Origin of the sequence: Deinococcus aquaedulcis (genome assembly GCF_019693445.1) — a bacterium.
In the GTDB taxonomy this organism is placed as follows: Bacteria; Deinococcota; Deinococci; order Deinococcales; family Deinococcaceae; genus Deinococcus; species Deinococcus aquaedulcis.
In genome coordinates, this window is the sequence record NZ_JAHRBL010000006.1 from 1 (window position 1) to 15162 (window position 15162).

Annotated in this window: 14 protein-coding genes; 12 read left to right on the top strand and 2 right to left on the bottom strand. The window is 70.3% G+C overall.

Annotated elements, in window-relative coordinates:
- The first annotated feature begins 303 nt into the window (after nucleotides 1–303).
- From KMW22_RS09185 to KMW22_RS09195, 3 genes are read left to right on the top strand one after another with little or no spacing between them, the layout of a single operon-like run.
- Nucleotides 304–705 carry a DUF6463 family protein gene (locus KMW22_RS09185; protein ID WP_221089749.1) on the top strand — a complete coding sequence of 134 codons (402 nt, stop codon included), beginning with the start codon at nucleotides 304–306 and terminating at the stop codon, nucleotides 703–705.
- On the top strand, nucleotides 702–1346 hold the full coding sequence (locus tag KMW22_RS09190; RefSeq protein ID WP_221089750.1) for a TetR/AcrR family transcriptional regulator: 645 nt from the start codon (nucleotides 702–704) through the stop codon (nucleotides 1344–1346). Before KMW22_RS09185 ends, KMW22_RS09190 begins: the two co-directional genes overlap by 4 nt.
- Nucleotides 1343–2473, top strand: a complete 1131-nt coding sequence (locus tag KMW22_RS09195) for an FAD-dependent monooxygenase (RefSeq protein WP_221089751.1) — start codon at nucleotides 1343–1345, stop codon at nucleotides 2471–2473. The genes KMW22_RS09190 and KMW22_RS09195 overlap by 4 nt, the downstream gene beginning before the upstream one ends.
- Before the next feature lie 46 nt (nucleotides 2474–2519).
- Here KMW22_RS09195 and pyrF read toward each other — a convergent pair whose 3' ends face one another.
- A complete protein-coding gene (gene pyrF / locus KMW22_RS09200) occupies nucleotides 2520–3320 on the bottom strand; it encodes an orotidine-5'-phosphate decarboxylase (RefSeq protein ID WP_221089752.1) in 801 nt (266 codons plus the stop codon).
- A gap of 122 nt (nucleotides 3321–3442) precedes the next feature.
- On the opposite strand from pyrF, the gene KMW22_RS09205 reads away from it, so the two are divergent.
- From KMW22_RS09205 to KMW22_RS09240, 8 genes are all read left to right on the top strand, one after another.
- Nucleotides 3443–5650, top strand: coding sequence for a putative bifunctional diguanylate cyclase/phosphodiesterase (locus KMW22_RS09205; protein WP_221089753.1), 2208 nt, complete (start codon nucleotides 3443–3445; stop codon nucleotides 5648–5650).
- 112 nt (nucleotides 5651–5762) lie between these two features.
- Complete coding sequence (locus KMW22_RS09210) at nucleotides 5763–6617, top strand: DUF1028 domain-containing protein (protein ID WP_221089754.1); 855 nt, start codon at nucleotides 5763–5765, stop codon at nucleotides 6615–6617.
- A 10-nt stretch (nucleotides 6618–6627) separates the two neighbouring features.
- Nucleotides 6628–7095: an Rrf2 family transcriptional regulator gene (locus KMW22_RS09215; RefSeq protein WP_221089755.1), complete on the top strand. Its 468-nt coding sequence runs from the start codon at nucleotides 6628–6630 to the stop codon at nucleotides 7093–7095.
- A gap of 54 nt (nucleotides 7096–7149) precedes the next feature.
- Nucleotides 7150–7626 (top strand): hypothetical protein, encoded by a 477-nt coding sequence (locus KMW22_RS09220; protein ID WP_221089756.1) that lies wholly within the window; start codon nucleotides 7150–7152, stop codon nucleotides 7624–7626.
- 226 nt (nucleotides 7627–7852) lie between these two features.
- Nucleotides 7853–9034 carry an alanyl-tRNA editing protein gene (locus tag KMW22_RS09225; RefSeq protein ID WP_221089757.1) on the top strand — a complete coding sequence of 394 codons (1182 nt, stop codon included), beginning with the start codon at nucleotides 7853–7855 and terminating at the stop codon, nucleotides 9032–9034.
- Between the two features lie 320 nt (nucleotides 9035–9354).
- On the top strand, nucleotides 9355–10062 hold the full coding sequence (deoD, locus tag KMW22_RS09230) for a purine-nucleoside phosphorylase (protein ID WP_221089758.1): 708 nt from the start codon (nucleotides 9355–9357) through the stop codon (nucleotides 10060–10062).
- Nucleotides 10063–10190: 128 nt separating this feature from the next.
- Nucleotides 10191–10961 (top strand): hypothetical protein, encoded by a 771-nt coding sequence (locus tag KMW22_RS09235; RefSeq protein WP_221089759.1) that lies wholly within the window; start codon nucleotides 10191–10193, stop codon nucleotides 10959–10961.
- 136 nt (nucleotides 10962–11097) lie between these two features.
- Nucleotides 11098–12105, top strand: coding sequence for a hypothetical protein (locus tag KMW22_RS09240; protein ID WP_221089760.1), 1008 nt, complete (start codon nucleotides 11098–11100; stop codon nucleotides 12103–12105).
- Here the strand turns inward: KMW22_RS09240 and KMW22_RS09245 are convergent.
- Nucleotides 12077–13351: an RsmB/NOP family class I SAM-dependent RNA methyltransferase gene (locus KMW22_RS09245; RefSeq protein ID WP_221089761.1), complete on the bottom strand. Its 1275-nt coding sequence runs from the start codon at nucleotides 13349–13351 to the stop codon at nucleotides 12077–12079. The genes KMW22_RS09240 and KMW22_RS09245 overlap by 29 nt on opposite strands.
- A gap of 423 nt (nucleotides 13352–13774) precedes the next feature.
- Between KMW22_RS09245 and KMW22_RS09250 the strand changes: the two genes are divergently transcribed.
- Nucleotides 13775–14956 (top strand): sugar ABC transporter substrate-binding protein, encoded by a 1182-nt coding sequence (locus tag KMW22_RS09250; RefSeq protein WP_221089762.1) that lies wholly within the window; start codon nucleotides 13775–13777, stop codon nucleotides 14954–14956.
- Nucleotides 14957–15162 lie beyond the last annotated feature (206 nt).

A 15162-nucleotide genomic window follows, 5' to 3' on the forward strand; every position in this document is an offset into this window, starting at 1 on the left:
CAACGATCACGCTCGTCGGCGGTTGAGGCTTGGCGTTGACGACGCAGCAGTTCGTCTTCATCTAAGTGCTTCAGAGGAATGATCGCTTTGATACACTAACTATACTTCAAATTTGTATTACGCCGGAATTAGGCACTGGCGAGCTTCTCTGTCGCTCTGTTTCTCAGCAAAGTACCGGTTGAGGAGCAGGGCGCTCAAATGTCCCCTCTGCAGGCGAAGGGGACATTTTTCCTAGCCCCGACTCAACGCCCCCTTTAAAAATGAACGTGTTCATTTTTGATCATGTTCACCAAAGGAGAGGCTATGCAACGTTGGGCGGGACGGCTGTTGATTGCGGTGGCGCTGGGCCACATGGTGCTGGCCCTGGGGAGCGTGCTGCCGGGGCTGCGAACACTGGCGCCAGACGGTCTGCTGGGCATGATCGGTGCGCCGTGGGGCCCGCCGCAGCCGGAGCAGCACGCCGCGTTCTGGAGTTCGCTGGGCAGCTTTGCGGGCGTGCAGGCGCTCTGGGGCCTGTGGGTGCTGGCTGCGGCCCGCGAGGGAAGACAGCCGGTGCCCGGCAGCGGCCTGGGCCTGCTGGTGCTGACGGCCTTGCAGCTCATCCTGGCGCCCATCAGCGGCTTCTGGCTGAATCTGGTGCCGGCACTCCTGCTGATGGCCGCTGAGGCCCGGGTCCGGGTGGCACCCCCAGAGGCCGCGTCATGACCTCCCCACGCCCCGACACCCCCAGCCGCCGCGAGCGCCACAAGCAGGACAAGCGTTCACGCATCCAGGCCGCCGCCCTGACCCTGTTCACCGCGCAGGGGTACGAGGCCACCACCATCCGGCAGATTGCCGCCGAGGCAGATGTGGCGGCCGGCACTGTCTTCCGCTACGCCACCGACAAGGCCGATCTGCTGCTGATGGTTTTTCATGACGTGATTGCCCAGACCATCGAGGAGGCCCTCGCCCCGGAGCGGCTGACCGGGCCGCTGTCACAGGTGCTGCCCGGCCTGTTCGACCCCTTCTTTGCCTTTTACGAGGCGCGGCCGGCACTGGCCAGCGATTTTCTGCGCTTGGTGCTGTTTCATGACAGCCCCTGGCGCGCGCGCGAACTGGAACAGGGCCACGCCTTCGTGGCCCAGCTGGCGGGCCTGCTGCGGGCCCGCCAGCTGGCCGGCGAGGTGACCGCCGACCTGGACCCGCAGACCGCTGCCTTTGCCCTCTTTTCGCTGTATCAGGCGTGTCTGGTGGGGTGGCTGTCGGGCGGGGTCACGTTGGCGAACACCCGCGCGCAACTGGCGGCGCTGCTGGCCCTGCAGTTGCGTGCCCTGCAGGCCGGCGCGGCGGCCGGGGGCCCGGCATGACGGCCCCGGTGCTCATCGTGGGCGCAGGTATTGGCGGGCTGGCGCTGGCCCAGGCGCTGACCCGTCAAGGCGTGCCCGTCCGGGTGATCGAGAAGGCAGAGGCTCTGCGGCCCGTGGGCGCAGGCCTGATTCTGGCCGGCAACGCGCTGCGGGTGCTGGACCGGCTGGGACTGGGCGAGGCCGTGCGCGCCGCCGGGCACCCGCTCAGCGGCGCCCAGCTGACCACTGCTGCGGGGCGGCCACTACAGACCCTGTCCTACGCGGCGTCCGGCGGGGCGGTGGGGCTGCACCGCGCGGCGCTGCAGGGCATCCTCAGCCAGGGGCTGGAGGCGCAATTGCTCATGGGGACCACCCTGCGCGCGCTGCATCCGCAGCGGGCGGGCGTGGAGGTCACCCTCAGCGACGGCACGGTTCAGCGGTGCCGCGCCGTGGTCGGGGCCGACGGCCTGCACTCCTCGGTGCGGGCGCTCCTGTTCGGGGCCGTGGTGCCGCGCTACGCGGGGTACACCAGCTGGCGCTTTGTGGTGCCCCGCCCGGGCCCGGCCCAGGCCACCGAACTGTGGGGCCTGGGCTGCCGCCTGGGGCTGGTGCCGATTGGGCCGGCCCAGACCTACGGCTACCTGACCGTCAACGCCCCAGAGCAGCCCCCCCAGGGCGCGAAACCGCCTGGGACCGTGGCCGAAGTGCTGGCCCACGCGGCCCCCTTCGGTGGTCCAGTCCCTGGCGTGCTGGCGGGCCTTGGGGCCGATACCCCGGTGATCCGCACCGACATTCACGAGATTCGCCTGCGCCGCTGGAGCCAGGGCTCTGTGACGCTGCTGGGTGACGCCGCGCACGCCATGACCCCGAATCTGGGGCAGGGGGCGGCCATGGCGCTGGAAGACGCCTGGGTGCTGAGCCAGCAGATGCTGACCGCCAATGACGTGCCGGCGGCCCTGGCCCGCTACGAGGCCCTGCGGCGGCCCCGGGTGGAGGCGGTGCAGCGCCAGTCGCGGCTGGTGGGGCAGGCCGGGCAGCTGGAAGACAGCGCGCTGCGCGCCCTGCGGGATCTGGCCATGCGCCTCACTCCTGCCGCCGCCGCGCAGCGCTCCAGCCAAGGGTTGTTCAGCGTCAATCTGGACGGCTGAGCGCGGACGGGGGAGGGGCCGCCCCTCCCGCCCTGACAGCGGCCGTTCAGGCCAGGGCGCGGTTCAGCTCGTCGCGGAAGTCCTGGGCCGCCGCCACACTTGCCGCCACCTCCAGCCCCTGGGCGTACTGCACCCCCCGGCTGGCACTCGCCAGCGCCCCGGTGCCGCCGGCATCGAAGGCCGGGGCCAGCTCTGCCGCGCCTGCCCCCTGCGCCCCCAACCCGGGCAGCAGCAGCAGCGCCCGGGGCAGGCGGGCCCGGTAGGCGGCCAGATCCTGCGGATGGGTGGCCCCCACCACTGCCCCCACGCTGGCATACTCGCCGTCCTCCTGGGCATTCAGGCGCGTCACTTCATCGGCCACGCGCTCGCTGATCCCGTGGCCCTGCAGGTCGGCCTGCCCGGGGTTGCTGGTTTTCACCAGCACGAACACCGCGCCGCCGTGGGCGCGGGCGGTCTCCACAAAGGGCGTCAGTGTTTCAAAGCCCAGAAAAGGATTGACCGTCAGCGCCGAGCCCGCGTGGTCCCCAGCCAGCCAGCCCTGGGCGTAGGCCTGGGCGGTGGAGCCAATGTCGCCCCGTTTGCCGTCCAGCAGCACCGGCAGCCCCAGCGTGCGCGCAGCGGCGCAGACCTCGTGCAGCACTGTCAGCCCGGCCAGCCCCACCGCCTCGTAAAAGGCCAGCTGCGGCTTGATGCACGCGGCGTAGGGCGCGGTGGCCTCCAGCACGTCCAGCGTGTGGGCGCGCAGGTGGTCCAGATCGCGGTAGGCCTCCAGGCGGGGGTCCAGGCCCACGCACAGGCGGGTGGCAAGGCGGCGGGTGCGGTCGGTCACGGCCTGCGCGAAGGTCATCGGGCCCGAGGCTAACACGGGGGCGGACGGGGCTTCTCATTACAATGGACGGGGGGGCGCGCCTCTGTAGGGCGCCGCGCAGGCTCTGGCCCGCGCAAAGGGCCCGTCCCAGGAGGTCCAAGGTGCCGCCGCGTCGTTTTGCTCTGCTCTCATTCCTGTGGTCTGGTGGCTGGTCTGCCGTGTGGCTGGCGGCGCTGTTCACGGCGCTGTACCTGGGGTTGCAGGCCACCTCCCTGCACTTTCAGGGGGTGCCCGGGCTCTCGGCGTGGTACCTGCCCGCCGGCTTGATCCTGGCCTTCCTGACCATCTGCGGCCTGCGTTTTGCGCCGTGGGTGTTGGTGACGGTAACGCTGGGCGGCCTGCTGCTCTCGCCGCACCCGCCGGACACGGTGGCCGCGCTGATCACGGTGGGGGCCTACGTGGTGGGGGCCGCCCTGCTGCGGCGCAGCGCCGGCTGGCGCACCGGGCTGGTGGGGCTGCGCGATGTGGCCCGCTTTGCCACGGCGGCCCTTCTCGCCTCGGGGCTGGCGGCCCTGGGCACGGTGTCGTCCCTGAAGCTGGCGGGCCACTTGCCCGCCCTGCCCTGGTCCACGGCCATTCTGAACTGGTGGGTGGGCGATCTGGTGGGCATCATGGCCCTGACCCCGCCGCTGCTGTTGCTGCGCCGCGCCCGGGCCGGCGCGGGGGCGTCAGACGGGCCGATGCAGGGGGCCCGGGCCGCTGTGCTGGGGCTGCAACTGCTGGCCATTCCTGCCACGCTGCTGCTGGTGTTCGGGCTGGCAGCGGCCCACGACCTGCAGGTGCTGTACCTGTGTTTTCTGCCGCTGCTGTGGCTGGCGCTGCACCAGGGGCTGCCCCTGGCCACCTTTGGCAATCTCCTGATGAGCGTGGGCATCACCCTGATGGCCTGGGCCACCAGCGCGCCGGTGAAGCAGCGCCTGGATATGCAACTGCTGATGACCACCCTGGCCCTGACCACGCTGGTGCTGGCCACCCTCAGCACCGAGCGGCGGCGCCAGCGCCAGCGGCTGGCGCACCTCGCGCTGCACGACGCCCTGACGGGTCTGCCCAACCGCCGCGCCTTTCTGGACCGTCTAGGTGAGTGGCTGCATGCCCAGCAGACGGGCGGGGGCGCCGTGCTGGTGCTGTTTCTGGACATTGACCGCCTGAAGTGGGTGAACGACACCCTGGGGCATGCGGCGGGCGACACTTACCTGCAGGTGATGGCCGAGCGCCTGCGGGCCTGCCTGCCGCCCCAGGGGCTGGCGGCCCGCCTGGGCGGCGACGAGTTTGCCCTGGCCCTGCCGGTGCAGACCCAGGCCGAGGAAACCGAATGGGCCCAGCGCGTGCTGGCCGGCGTGCAGGGGCCCCTGCAGGTGGCCGGCTACGAGATTACGCCCGCCGTGAGTATGGGGGCCAGCAGCGCGCCGCGCGACGGCACCGAGGTCGCGGCCGTGCTGCAGCGCGCTGATGAAGCCATGTACCACGCCAAACGCACCGGGCAGGGCCTGCACCATTTCGTGTCGGCGGCGCCCGCCGGCCAGTACACGGCGCTGCAGTACGAGCACGATCTGCGCCAGGCCCTGCTGCAGGGCGGGCAGCTGGAACTGCATTACCAGCCGCAGTTCGAGTTGCCGTCCATGACCATCAGTGGGTTCGAGGCGCTGGTGCGCTGGCGGCACCCCGAACAGGGCCTGATTCCGCCGGGCGCCTTTTTGCCGGTGGCCGAGCGCACGGGCCTGATCGTTCCGCTGGGCCGCTGGGTGATGCGCGAAGCCTGCGCGCAGCTGCAGCGCTGGAGCGCGCAGTCGGGGCGGCCCCTGCGCATGGCGGTGAATGTCTCGGCCGCGCAGTTGCACCCGCCGCTGGTGGACGAGGTGCGGGCCGTCCTGGGCAGCAGTGATCTGGCGCCTGGGCAGCTGGAACTGGAACTCACCGAGAGCACCCTGCTGGTGGACCCGATTCGGGCCGCGCGCGTGCTGGCCGAGATTGGCGAGCTGGGCGTGCGCATGGCACTGGATGATTTCGGCACCGGCTATTCCAGCCTCAGCCACCTGAACGTGTTTCCGGTGAACACCCTGAAGATTGACCGCTCCTTTGTGCAGGCGCTGCAGGGCTGTCCGCCTGACCGCAGCGTCGTGCGCGGCGTGGTGGCGCTGGGGCATGCCCTGGGCATCTCGGTGCTGGCCGAGGGTGCCGAAACCCCGCAGCAGGTGGAGTGGGTTTCGGCGCTGGGTTGCGACGCGGTTCAGGGCTACGCCGTAGGCCGTCCGGTGCCGCCGGCACAGGCAGCAGCGTTCCTGAATGGGGCAGTGGGGGAGCCCCGGTAAGCGGCCAGAACAGCAGGGGGCTGTCGGTGCGAGCGGCGCGCCCTTCAATGCTCGTCCCCAGAATCGTCAAGGCCCACGTTAATCCCTTTGCCCGGCCCCCTACACTGCGCCCATGACCTTTTCCATCGTGGGGCGCGATCCGCTCACAGGTGACCTGGGCGTGGCGGTGGCCAGCAAATTCCTGGCGGTGGGGGCGCTGGTGCCCTTTGTGCAGGGCGGCGTGGGCGCGGTGGCCACCCAGAGTTACGTGAATCCCACCTTTGGCCCCGAAGGGTTGCGGCGCCTGTCGGCGGGCCTAAGCCCCCAGCAGGTGTCGGCGCAGTTTCAGGCCGAGGACCCCGGCATCGGGCAGCGGCAGTTTGGGCTGGTGTCGGCCTCGGGGCACAGCGCCACCTTCACCGGGCCAGGGTGCCACGACTGGGCTGGTGGCTTCGCCGGGCCCGATGTGGCGATCCAGGGCAACATCCTGACGGGCGAAGAGGTGGTGACGGCCATGCGCGAGGCCTGGGAAGCGGGCACCGGGCTGCCCCTGCCCCGGCGCCTGCTTGCGGCCCTGGACGCAGGAGACCGGGCGGGCGGGGACCGGCGCGGGCGGCAATCGGCGGCGCTGCTGTGTGCGGGCCCGGGGCGAGGCTACGGCGGCCTCACCGACGACTGGGTGAACCTGCGCGCCGACGACCACGAGGCGCCCTGCGCTGAGCTGGCGCGGCTGCTGGACCTGCACGACCTGTTGTTCACCCGCCCCGCGCAGACGCGCCCCTTCACGGCGGCCGAACTGGACTGGCTGCGCGCCCTGCTGCGGCGCCAGGGCTACGCCCAGGCCCTGCCGGACGGCGCCTGGGACGCGCAGACCGAGGCGGCGGCCTGGGCCCTGTACGGCACCGAGAACCTGGAAGAGCGCTGGGTGGCGGGCGGCGAGGTGGACCCGGTGGCCCTGGCGTACCTGCAGGGCCGCTACCCGGGGTAGACTGCGCCCCATGCGGCTGTCCGCCACCGATGTTTACGCCTTTCAGGCGCTGGGATTCCTGGGCGCCCAGCTCCCCGAACGCTGGGTGTCCAGCGAGGAGATCAGCGAGGCCACGGGCGTGCACCGGCCCTATCTGGTGCGCATTCTGGCGGCCCTGAGCGCCAAGGGCGTGGTGAAGAGCAAAAAGGGCATCGGCGGCGGCTACGCACTGGCGCGTAAGCCCCAGCTGATCAGCCTGTGCGAGGTCGTGCGCGCCATTGACGGCCCGGTGGCGCCGCTGTCGTGCATCAGCCTCAACTGGCACGAACCCTGTGTGGAAGAGGCCCGCTGCCACGTGCGCAACACCGTGTACACCCGCATGCGCGACGCCATGCTGGGCGTGCTGCAGGAATTCAGCGTGCAGGACCTCGTGACCGATGCCCGCCAGGGCGTGAGTTACGGCCACTGCCTGGGCCACCTGCTCAAACCCAACGCGTAAGGGGCCCCGCTGCTGCCGGGCCACCGGACGCCCCACGCCTTAGGCTGTGAGGCCATGTCCTTTTCTGCAGCGACCCACGCGGCCCTGTGGCCGGCCCTGCTCAGCCTGCCTCTGACCTGGGAGGCGCTCCCCGAAATGGGGGTGGCCGTTCCCGGAGGCCTCCACTTGGTGCGCCGGGAAGCCCCGGACGGCACCCTCTTTCTGCGCGCCGTCCTCCACACGTCCGAGGATTTTCAGGCGCTGTTGGACGGACGCGGCGACTACACCGAGGAAGAACTGGACGATCCCTACGCCGTCATTGACGACCGCTGGGCCGAAGCCAGCGAGCGGTTGCAGCCCCTGCGGGCAGAAGCCGCGCAGACACTGGGCGCACCCTCCCCGTCAGAGGAAGGCCCAGCCCACCGAACCCACTGGCTGCTGGCCGACCGCACAGTGGCGGTGGGGCTGGATCAGGCCGACCAGGACAGTCCTATCGAGGTCTGCGTGTGGCTGCTGCCCCCGGGGCGCACCTTGCGCCACCTGGACCTCTGAGAGCGGTCACCACAGGACCTGACGGTGAACCCTCCAGGTCATGTGAGGCGAGCGGGCTTGCAAAGCTGCGGAGCAGAGCGAGTGACCACGCCAGAGAGCGGTTGGAATTGAGCGGGGTGCTTTCCTCCCCTTAACGTCACGGAAGACCGCTGTGAGGGCGACCAGTGAGCGTTTGGCTGCGGGGCCGCCTGGGTCGCCAGCGGTGCAGGGCGCTACCCTGGCCTCCATGACCCGCCCCCTCTACCACGACAGCACGCTGTTCACGTTCGCGGCCCAGGTGGCGCAGGTGCAGGGATCAGAGGTGGCCCTGGACGCCACTGCCCTCTACCCCGAAGCCGGCGGGCAGGCGGCCGATACCGGCACCCTGCGCTGGCCCGGGGGCGAGGCCCGGGTGCTGGGGGGCCGCAAGGACAAGGCCACCGGGCTGATCTGGCACCCCCTGGCCGGTGACCTGCCGCCCCTCGGCGCGGCCGTGCAGGGCGAGGTGGACCAGGCCCGGCGCTGGCGGCACATGCAGCGCCACAGTGGCGAGCACCTGCTGGCCCAGGCATTCTTGCGGGTGAACCCGGCCTTTACGGTGGCGGCTGTGAACATGGCGGGCCCCGAATGCACCCTGGACCTGCACGGCGACCCAGCCGAGCGCCACATCCGCGCCGCCGAGACCCTGCTGCGCGAAACCCTGGGCCGCACCGAACTGACCCTGGAAACGCCCGTGGTGCCCGAGGGTGACCTGAACCGCTACCCCCTGCGCCGCGAGACGGCGGTGCGCGGCGAGGTGCGCCTCGTGATTTTCCGCGACGCCCAGGGCCAGCCCTTTGACGTGAGCGCCTGCGGCGGCACCCACGTGCCCCGCGCCAGCATGGCGGCCCCCGTGGCCGTGCTGCGCCACGAGCGCATCAAGGGCGGCGTGACCCGCGTGACCTTCATGGCGGGCGAAGAAGCCAGCGCCTCTCTGGGGGGCGTGTACGCCCAGGCCCGCGCGCTGGCCCAGGGCTTCAGCGTGCCGGTGGAGCGCCTGCCAGAGCGCGTGCAGGCCCTGCGCGAACAGGCGGGGGCGCTGCAGGCCGAACTGGACGCCCTGCACGCCGCCCAGGCCCGCACCCTGCGCGACGCGGCGCCAGCGGAACCCCGTGGCGACGTGACCCTTCGCGTGGTGGGCCTGCCCAGCCCGGCGGGTCTGCCAGCGGCCCTGGGCGACCTGCCCCCCGGCCACGTGGTGCTGGCGACCACCCCGGAAGGTCGCTGCGGCGTGGGCAGCGCCGCGCCTGGCGTAGACGCCTCGGCGTTGCTGCGCGCGGCGCTGGCGGTGGCCGGGGGCAAGGGCGGCGGCCGGGCCGATCTGGCGCAGGGCAGCACGCCGGACCCGGCGGCCTTTCTGGACGCGGCGCGCGCCCTCCTGCCCGGCTGACACAGGCCTCATACGACTTCTGGAAAAGTCCGCCAGAAGTGACGGAATGGTTCCGGCCAGAGAGACTCGCAGAGAGGGAACAACAGCAGAGTTCTGGAAACTGGACCTGGAAGGCTCCGCCGCAGAGGAAGATCAGGGTCTGTTGCAGAAATGAACGGCAGTTCGGATCAGATGAGCCTGAGCGGACCCGCAGAGCGAACACAAGACCAGAGGGGGCAACGGCGATGGCGAAGCATCCCTGCGCGCTCCAACGGGTTTCGGAATTTAACCCCGCCGCTGGGGGACGTCTGGGCCGCGTGACCCCTGGTAGCCTGGGGGCCATGAGTCTTCACCTGAACGCCGAACCCGGCCAGATTGCCGAAACCGTCCTGCTGCCGGGCGACCCCCTGCGCGCCAAGCACATTGCCGAAACCTTTTTCGAGAACCCTGTGCTGCACAACACCGTGCGCGGCATGCACGGTTACACCGGCACCTACAAGGGCAAGCGCGTCTCTGTGCAGGGCACGGGCATGGGCATTGCCTCCAGCATGATCTACGTGCACGAACTGATTACCGGTTACGGCTGCAAGCAGCTGATCCGCGTGGGCACGGCCGGAAGCTACCAGGAGCATGTGCATGTGCGCGACATCGTACTGGCGCAGGCGGCCTGCACCGACAGCAACATCAACAACATCCGCTTTGGGCACAAGAACTTCGCGCCCATCGCCGACTTTGAACTGCTGCTGCGCGCCTACCAGATTGCCCGCGAACGCGGCCACGCCACCCACGTGGGCAACATCATGAGCAGCGACACCTTCTACCAGGACCAGTTCGAGCAGTACCAGCAGTGGGCGCAGTTCGGTGTGCTGGCCGTGGAGATGGAAGCGGCGGGCCTGTACACCCTGGCCGCCAAGCACGGCGTGAAGGCTCTGACGGTGCTCACCATCAGCGACCACCTCGTCACCCACGAGGAAACCACCGCCGAGGAACGCCAGCTCACCTTCAACGCCATGATTGAAGTCGCGCTGGACGCCGCGCTGGGCGAGTAAACGACAGACATCAGAACAGCCGGGCCCCGCGTGCAGCTGGGGCCGGGTTTTATGCTGGGTTGCATGGGCCAGAAGGGAAGGTGGACGTTCATGTATCCCCGCCCCGCGCCCCTCTGGTTCAGGTGGTTATGGGGACGCCGATGCGCTGGCCGTGGCTGGCCCGCCTGCGCTTTGCCCTGTCGGTGCTGTGGCGCCCGCAGGTCTTTCCCGCTAACCCCCGCCAGATGAAGCGGGTGGGGGATATGCCGGCCGCGCTGTCGGGCGTGGCGTGGCCGCCTGGGGTGCAGCCGCTGGGGCTGTACCGCGCCGGGCGGGGTGGGGAAGAGGCCGTGCTGCTGGACCTGCCCGCCGACTGGGCGGCGCGCCAGGTGGCATGGCGCGCCGCGATGGCGGCCCTGGGGGCGGCCTTTGCGCCCTTGGGGCTGGGGACTGTGGCCTTCACGCCCTGCCCCCAGGCCTTCCGGGTGGGGGCAGACCGCGCCGTGATCGCGGATTCGCCTACGGCACACGGCCCGACCTCCCTGCGCTGGATGCCTTACCCAGATGCGGATGTTCCGGGCACCCTGTGGCTTTCGCCCCCGCCGGGGCAGCGCTGGTCGGGCGATCCGGGTTCCTTTTTGCTGCTCCTGGCCCCCGGCAGTGACCTGCGCGCCGCCTTTGCCCACTGGCTGGCCGAAGCCGCTGCGCAGGGCTGGGCCGCGCAGTCGCCCCTGTTCGGCGAGCGGCAGGCCATGACCACGCTGGATCAGCCCGGGCGCCGCGTCGCCCTGTGCGCCAGCCTGTTCACCCTGTCCTGGGGCGAGTCCTGGGCCGTGACCCTGGACCGGGGCTGGCTGGACACCCTGGCCGGGCAGGCGCAGGCCTCTGCCCCTCCTGAGCCCCAGTGGCAGGGGGGCTGAACGCCAGCCTGCGCCAATTTGTGGGTTAACAGGCCTTGCCCAAAATGTAGGCCCGCCTGCGGCTGACCCCGCCCGGCCACGCGTACCGTCATTGCACGGACGGTGTCTAGGTGGTTGCCCCGCACCGCCAGGGAGCGTGACTTCTATGGTGTCTGGCCTGACCTTCCACCTTCGTCCCCTCTTCGCCCGGATAGGGCAGGCTCTGGGCCGTCTGTTTCTGGGCCGCGCCGCCTCGCCGGCTGAGCCCACGCCCCATCAGGCGGCGAGCACCGCCCCAGGCCGTCCTCTGGCCACACGGGTGTTCGCGGCGCTTCACTCAAGAGGCGCGGGGGACCGGCCTGAGGGGCTTCATGCCGCAGCGGCCCGGTCACGTCGCCTCCGGCCCCGGCAGGCCCTGAACCTGCTGCTGGCCGGCGCGCAGCTGGCGGCCATCGGGGTGGCCGCTGTGCGTGGCTTCGGCGCCGAGCGCGAGGTCACCGAGCCCCCGGTGGTGCCTGCCCTGTACACCTTCAGCATCTGGTTCGTCATCTACGCTGGTTCACTGATCTATGCCGCCTATCAGGCCCGGCCCGCCCAGCAGGCAGACCCTCTGCTGCGCCGCGTGGGTGGGTGGACGGCCGCCGCGTTTCTGTTCACCACCCTCTGGGCGCTGGCGCAGACCCTGGGCTGGGCCTGGGCCACCGTCGCGTGCATGTTCGGCATGCTGTCGGCGCTGCTGGGGGCCTTCGTGGGGTATGCCCGCGCCCCTCTGTCCCGGGCCCAGGACTGGCTGGTGGCCGCGCCGCTGAGCATCTTTCTGGGTTACGTGACGGTGGCCAGCATCGCCAACCCGGCGTCGGTGCTGTATCAGAGCGGTGTGCAGTCGCTGCTGGGCCTGGGCCCCACCCCCTGGGCGGTGCTGATGCTGGCGGTGGGTGTCTTCTGTGCGGCGGCCCTGACCCGCTGGAGCCGAGGCAACGTGCCCTACGCCCTGGCCGTGATCTGGGCCCTGGTGGGCGTTACCGTGCAGAACGTGGCGGTGCAGCCCAACAGCGCGGTGGCCTGGACGGCGGCTCTGGGCGCGGCTGCGCTGGGCGGCGTGCTGGTCTGGGCACGCCGGGGCGCAGCTCGCGCCGCTACGCCTGCCGCCGCAGCCGGGCAATGAAAAAGCCGTCAATGCCCCCTTCCGGCACGGTCAGGATGCCAGGGCCGGCGGGGACATGGGGCACCTCCAGGCTCGGCACGGATTCCGCCGCAAACGCGGGCTGCGCCTCCAGAAAGCGGGCCACCACCTCTGGCCCCTCCTGCGGGGTCACGCTGCACACCGAATACACCAGCGTGCCGCCCGGCGCCACCAGGGCGGCGGCGTTGGGCAGCATCTGGCCCTGGAGGTGCGCCATCTCTTCCACGGCGTCCGGGGTCAGACGCAGTTTGATTTCCGGGTGACTGCGCAGGGTGCCGCTGCCGGTGCAGGGGGCGTCCAGCAGCACAAAGGGCGCGGGGGCCACCGCCAGCGGCTGGGTCAGGTCGTGGGTCAGAAAGTCGGCCTTCAAGCCCAGGCGGCGCAGGTTGGCGCGGGCGGCCTCATGTTTGGCCCCCACGAGGTCCACGCTGGTCACCTTCGCGCCGCGTGTTGCCAGCATGGCGGCCTTCACGCCCGCGCCCCCGGCCAGGTCCAGCACCCGCGCGCCGGACATGTCGCCCAGGGCGTCCACGCACGCCAGGCTGGCAGGGTTGATGGGCTGGGCCTGCCCCCGGCTGTAGGCGGCCGTCTGGCGCAGGGGGCGCTCCAGGCTCACCCGGTCCACGCCCTGGGGGCCACCCTCCACTACGCTGCCTTCGGTTTCCAGGGCCCGCACCCCTTCATCCGAGAGGCTCAGCCACAGGGGCTGCGGTTCCAGCAGGTCGGCCAGCACCCGCTCGGTGGCTTCACCGTAGGCGCGGCGGTACAGCTCGGCCAGCCACGTGGGCACCTCGGCCTGGGGGCCCACGGGTACGCCGTCCAGGGTCACGCGGCGCAGCACGGCGTTCACCAGCCCGGGCGGCGCCAGCCGCGCCGCGCGCGCCAGATTCACGTAGTCACTGACCACCGCGTGCGCCGGGGTGCCCAGATACAGCTTTTCAAAGGCGCCGGCCAGAAGCAGGGCGCGTGTCTTGGGGTGCGTGGGGCCGCGCAGCAGCGGCGACAGGGCCGCCTGCAGGCTGAAAATTCGCCGCAGGGTGCCGTACACGATATGGGTGGCCAGTCCTGCGTCGCGCCCCGGCAACCGGGCCTGTTGCAGCGCGGCGTCCAGCGCGGGCGCCGCAAAGGCTTCGCCGCCCAGCACCCGTACCAGCACGCGCACCGCCAATTCCCGGGCCGGATTGTAGGGGCCGGGACGATCACGAAGGGCAGGGGGCGTGTGGGTCATCCGGGCAGTGTACGCGCCCGCCCGGCTGGGCAGGTGTCCTGCAGGGGAGGCGTGGCCCGGGTCCCCTCCTACGCAGCAGGTGCCTAGGCGGCCGGTGGCAGGGGCCCAGGCCCATCCGCTACAGTAGTCTGAACCGCTTCCATACGGCCGGGCCTGCCCGGCGCCCCCTGCCCCCCACGGGCAGCCGTTCCACATTGAGTGAAGGTGATTCCTGACTGACTGACACGTGAAAAACAGGAGAGTTCAGGTCATTGTCAAGAGAAGGGACGAGGCCTATACTGTTCATGAGCAACCGGAATTCACTGTTGCCGAGGTGCTCACCTTGGCTTCCCGGGCGACCGCGCCCGACATGGAACGCCAGCGGACCCACAACCCCGAGTGGAAGCGGTTCATGTATGCGCCGCCCACCATCCAAGGAGCCTTATGAAAAAAGCCCTGACCATTCTGTCCCTTGCCCTGCTGGGCCAAGCCAGCGCCGCGACCATCACGGTCTGGACGCACTTCGGTGAGGGGGAGCTGGCGTGGCTGCGCACGCAGGCCGCCCAGTTCAAGGCCAAGACCGGCCACACGGTCAACCTCGTGTCGGTGCCCTTTGACCAGATTCCCGACAAGCTGATCCAGAGCGCCCCGAAGGGCCAGGGCCCGGACCTCGTGACCACCCTGCCCCAGGACCGCCTGGGCCAGCTGGCGGCGGCGGGCGTTATTGAGCCCATGGACAAGTACGTGACCAGCCGCACGGACTATGACCGCACTGCCCTGAACGCCATGACCTACCAGGGCAAGCTGTTCGGCATCCCCATGTTCGCCGAAGCCGTGGCCGTGATCTACAACAAGAAGCTGGTGCCCACGGCCCCCACCACCTGGGCCCAGTTCCTGGCCGCCGCCCAGAAGAACAGCGGCAGCGGCAAGTTCGGGTACCTCGCGGACCTGAGCAACGCCTACATGCAGTACGGGATCATCAGCGCCTACGGCGGTTATGTGTTCAAGAACAACGGCGGCACCCTGAACGTCAAGGACGTGGGTCTGGCCAACGCGGGCGCCGACAAGGCCAGCGCCTTCCTGAACGACCTGCGCTACAAGTACAACCTCGTGCCCGAGGGTGTGGACGGCGGCGCCGCCAAGAGCGCCTTCGTGGACGGCCGCTTGGCCATGTTCCTGACCGGGCCCTGGGACATGGGCGACATCAAGAAGGCCGGCATTGACTACGGCATCATGAACTTCCCCACCCCTCCCGGCGCCAGCGGCAAGTGGAGCCCCTTCGTGGGCGTGCAGGGCACCATGATGAACGCCTACAGCAAGCAGAAGGCGGTGGCCGCGCAGTTCGCCAAGCAGATCTCTGGCAGCGACGCGCAGGTGGCCTTTAACAAGGCGGGCGGGCGCATCCCCGTGAGCCTCTCGGCCCGCACCAAGCTGAAGGCCGACCCCGTGGTGGTGGGCTTTGGCCGCGCCATCAGCGCCGGTACCCCCATGCCCAACGTGCCCCAGATGGGCGCCGTGTGGGGCCCCTGGAGTCAGGCTGTGGCCCAGAGCGTGCAGAAGGCGAACCAGAACTACGCGCAGATCCTGGATAAGGCTGTGCAGGAAATCAACGGCAACATCAAGTAAGGGTCCGGGAAGCGTGCTCGCCAGTTGCGCACGCTTCCCCGGTCGTCCAGAAGCGGCTGCAGTTCCGCCGGTTCTGGACGATTTTCTGTGGGTGTTCCCGCCGCCTTACCGGGCAGGAATGAAGTACCGTACGGCCACCCACTGCGCTGTTGATCTTGCGGCTCTGCCTTTGATGCACCTTTCACGCCGGCCCACGTGCCAGGGAG

Excerpts from the sequence above, each read along its gene's own strand:
- KMW22_RS09185 (WP_221089749.1), top strand. The coding sequence starts at position 304 with ATGCAACGTTGGGCGGGACGGCTGTTGATTGCGGTGGCGCTGGGCCAC.
- KMW22_RS09190 (WP_221089750.1), top strand. The coding sequence starts at position 702 with ATGACCTCCCCACGCCCCGACACCCCCAGCCGCCGCGAGCGCCACAAG.
- KMW22_RS09195 (WP_221089751.1), top strand. The coding sequence starts at position 1,343 with ATGACGGCCCCGGTGCTCATCGTGGGCGCAGGTATTGGCGGGCTGGCG.
- pyrF (WP_221089752.1), bottom strand. The coding sequence starts at position 3,320 with ATGACCTTCGCGCAGGCCGTGACCGACCGCACCCGCCGCCTTGCCACC.
- KMW22_RS09210 (WP_221089754.1), top strand. The coding sequence starts at position 5,763 with ATGACCTTTTCCATCGTGGGGCGCGATCCGCTCACAGGTGACCTGGGC.
- KMW22_RS09215 (WP_221089755.1), top strand. The coding sequence starts at position 6,628 with ATGCGGCTGTCCGCCACCGATGTTTACGCCTTTCAGGCGCTGGGATTC.
- KMW22_RS09220 (WP_221089756.1), top strand. The coding sequence starts at position 7,150 with ATGTCCTTTTCTGCAGCGACCCACGCGGCCCTGTGGCCGGCCCTGCTC.
- KMW22_RS09225 (WP_221089757.1), top strand. The coding sequence starts at position 7,853 with ATGACCCGCCCCCTCTACCACGACAGCACGCTGTTCACGTTCGCGGCC.
- deoD (WP_221089758.1), top strand. The coding sequence starts at position 9,355 with ATGAGTCTTCACCTGAACGCCGAACCCGGCCAGATTGCCGAAACCGTC.
- KMW22_RS09235 (WP_221089759.1), top strand. The coding sequence starts at position 10,191 with ATGGGGACGCCGATGCGCTGGCCGTGGCTGGCCCGCCTGCGCTTTGCC.
- KMW22_RS09245 (WP_221089761.1), bottom strand. The coding sequence starts at position 13,351 with ATGACCCACACGCCCCCTGCCCTTCGTGATCGTCCCGGCCCCTACAAT.
- KMW22_RS09250 (WP_221089762.1), top strand. The coding sequence starts at position 13,775 with ATGAAAAAAGCCCTGACCATTCTGTCCCTTGCCCTGCTGGGCCAAGCC.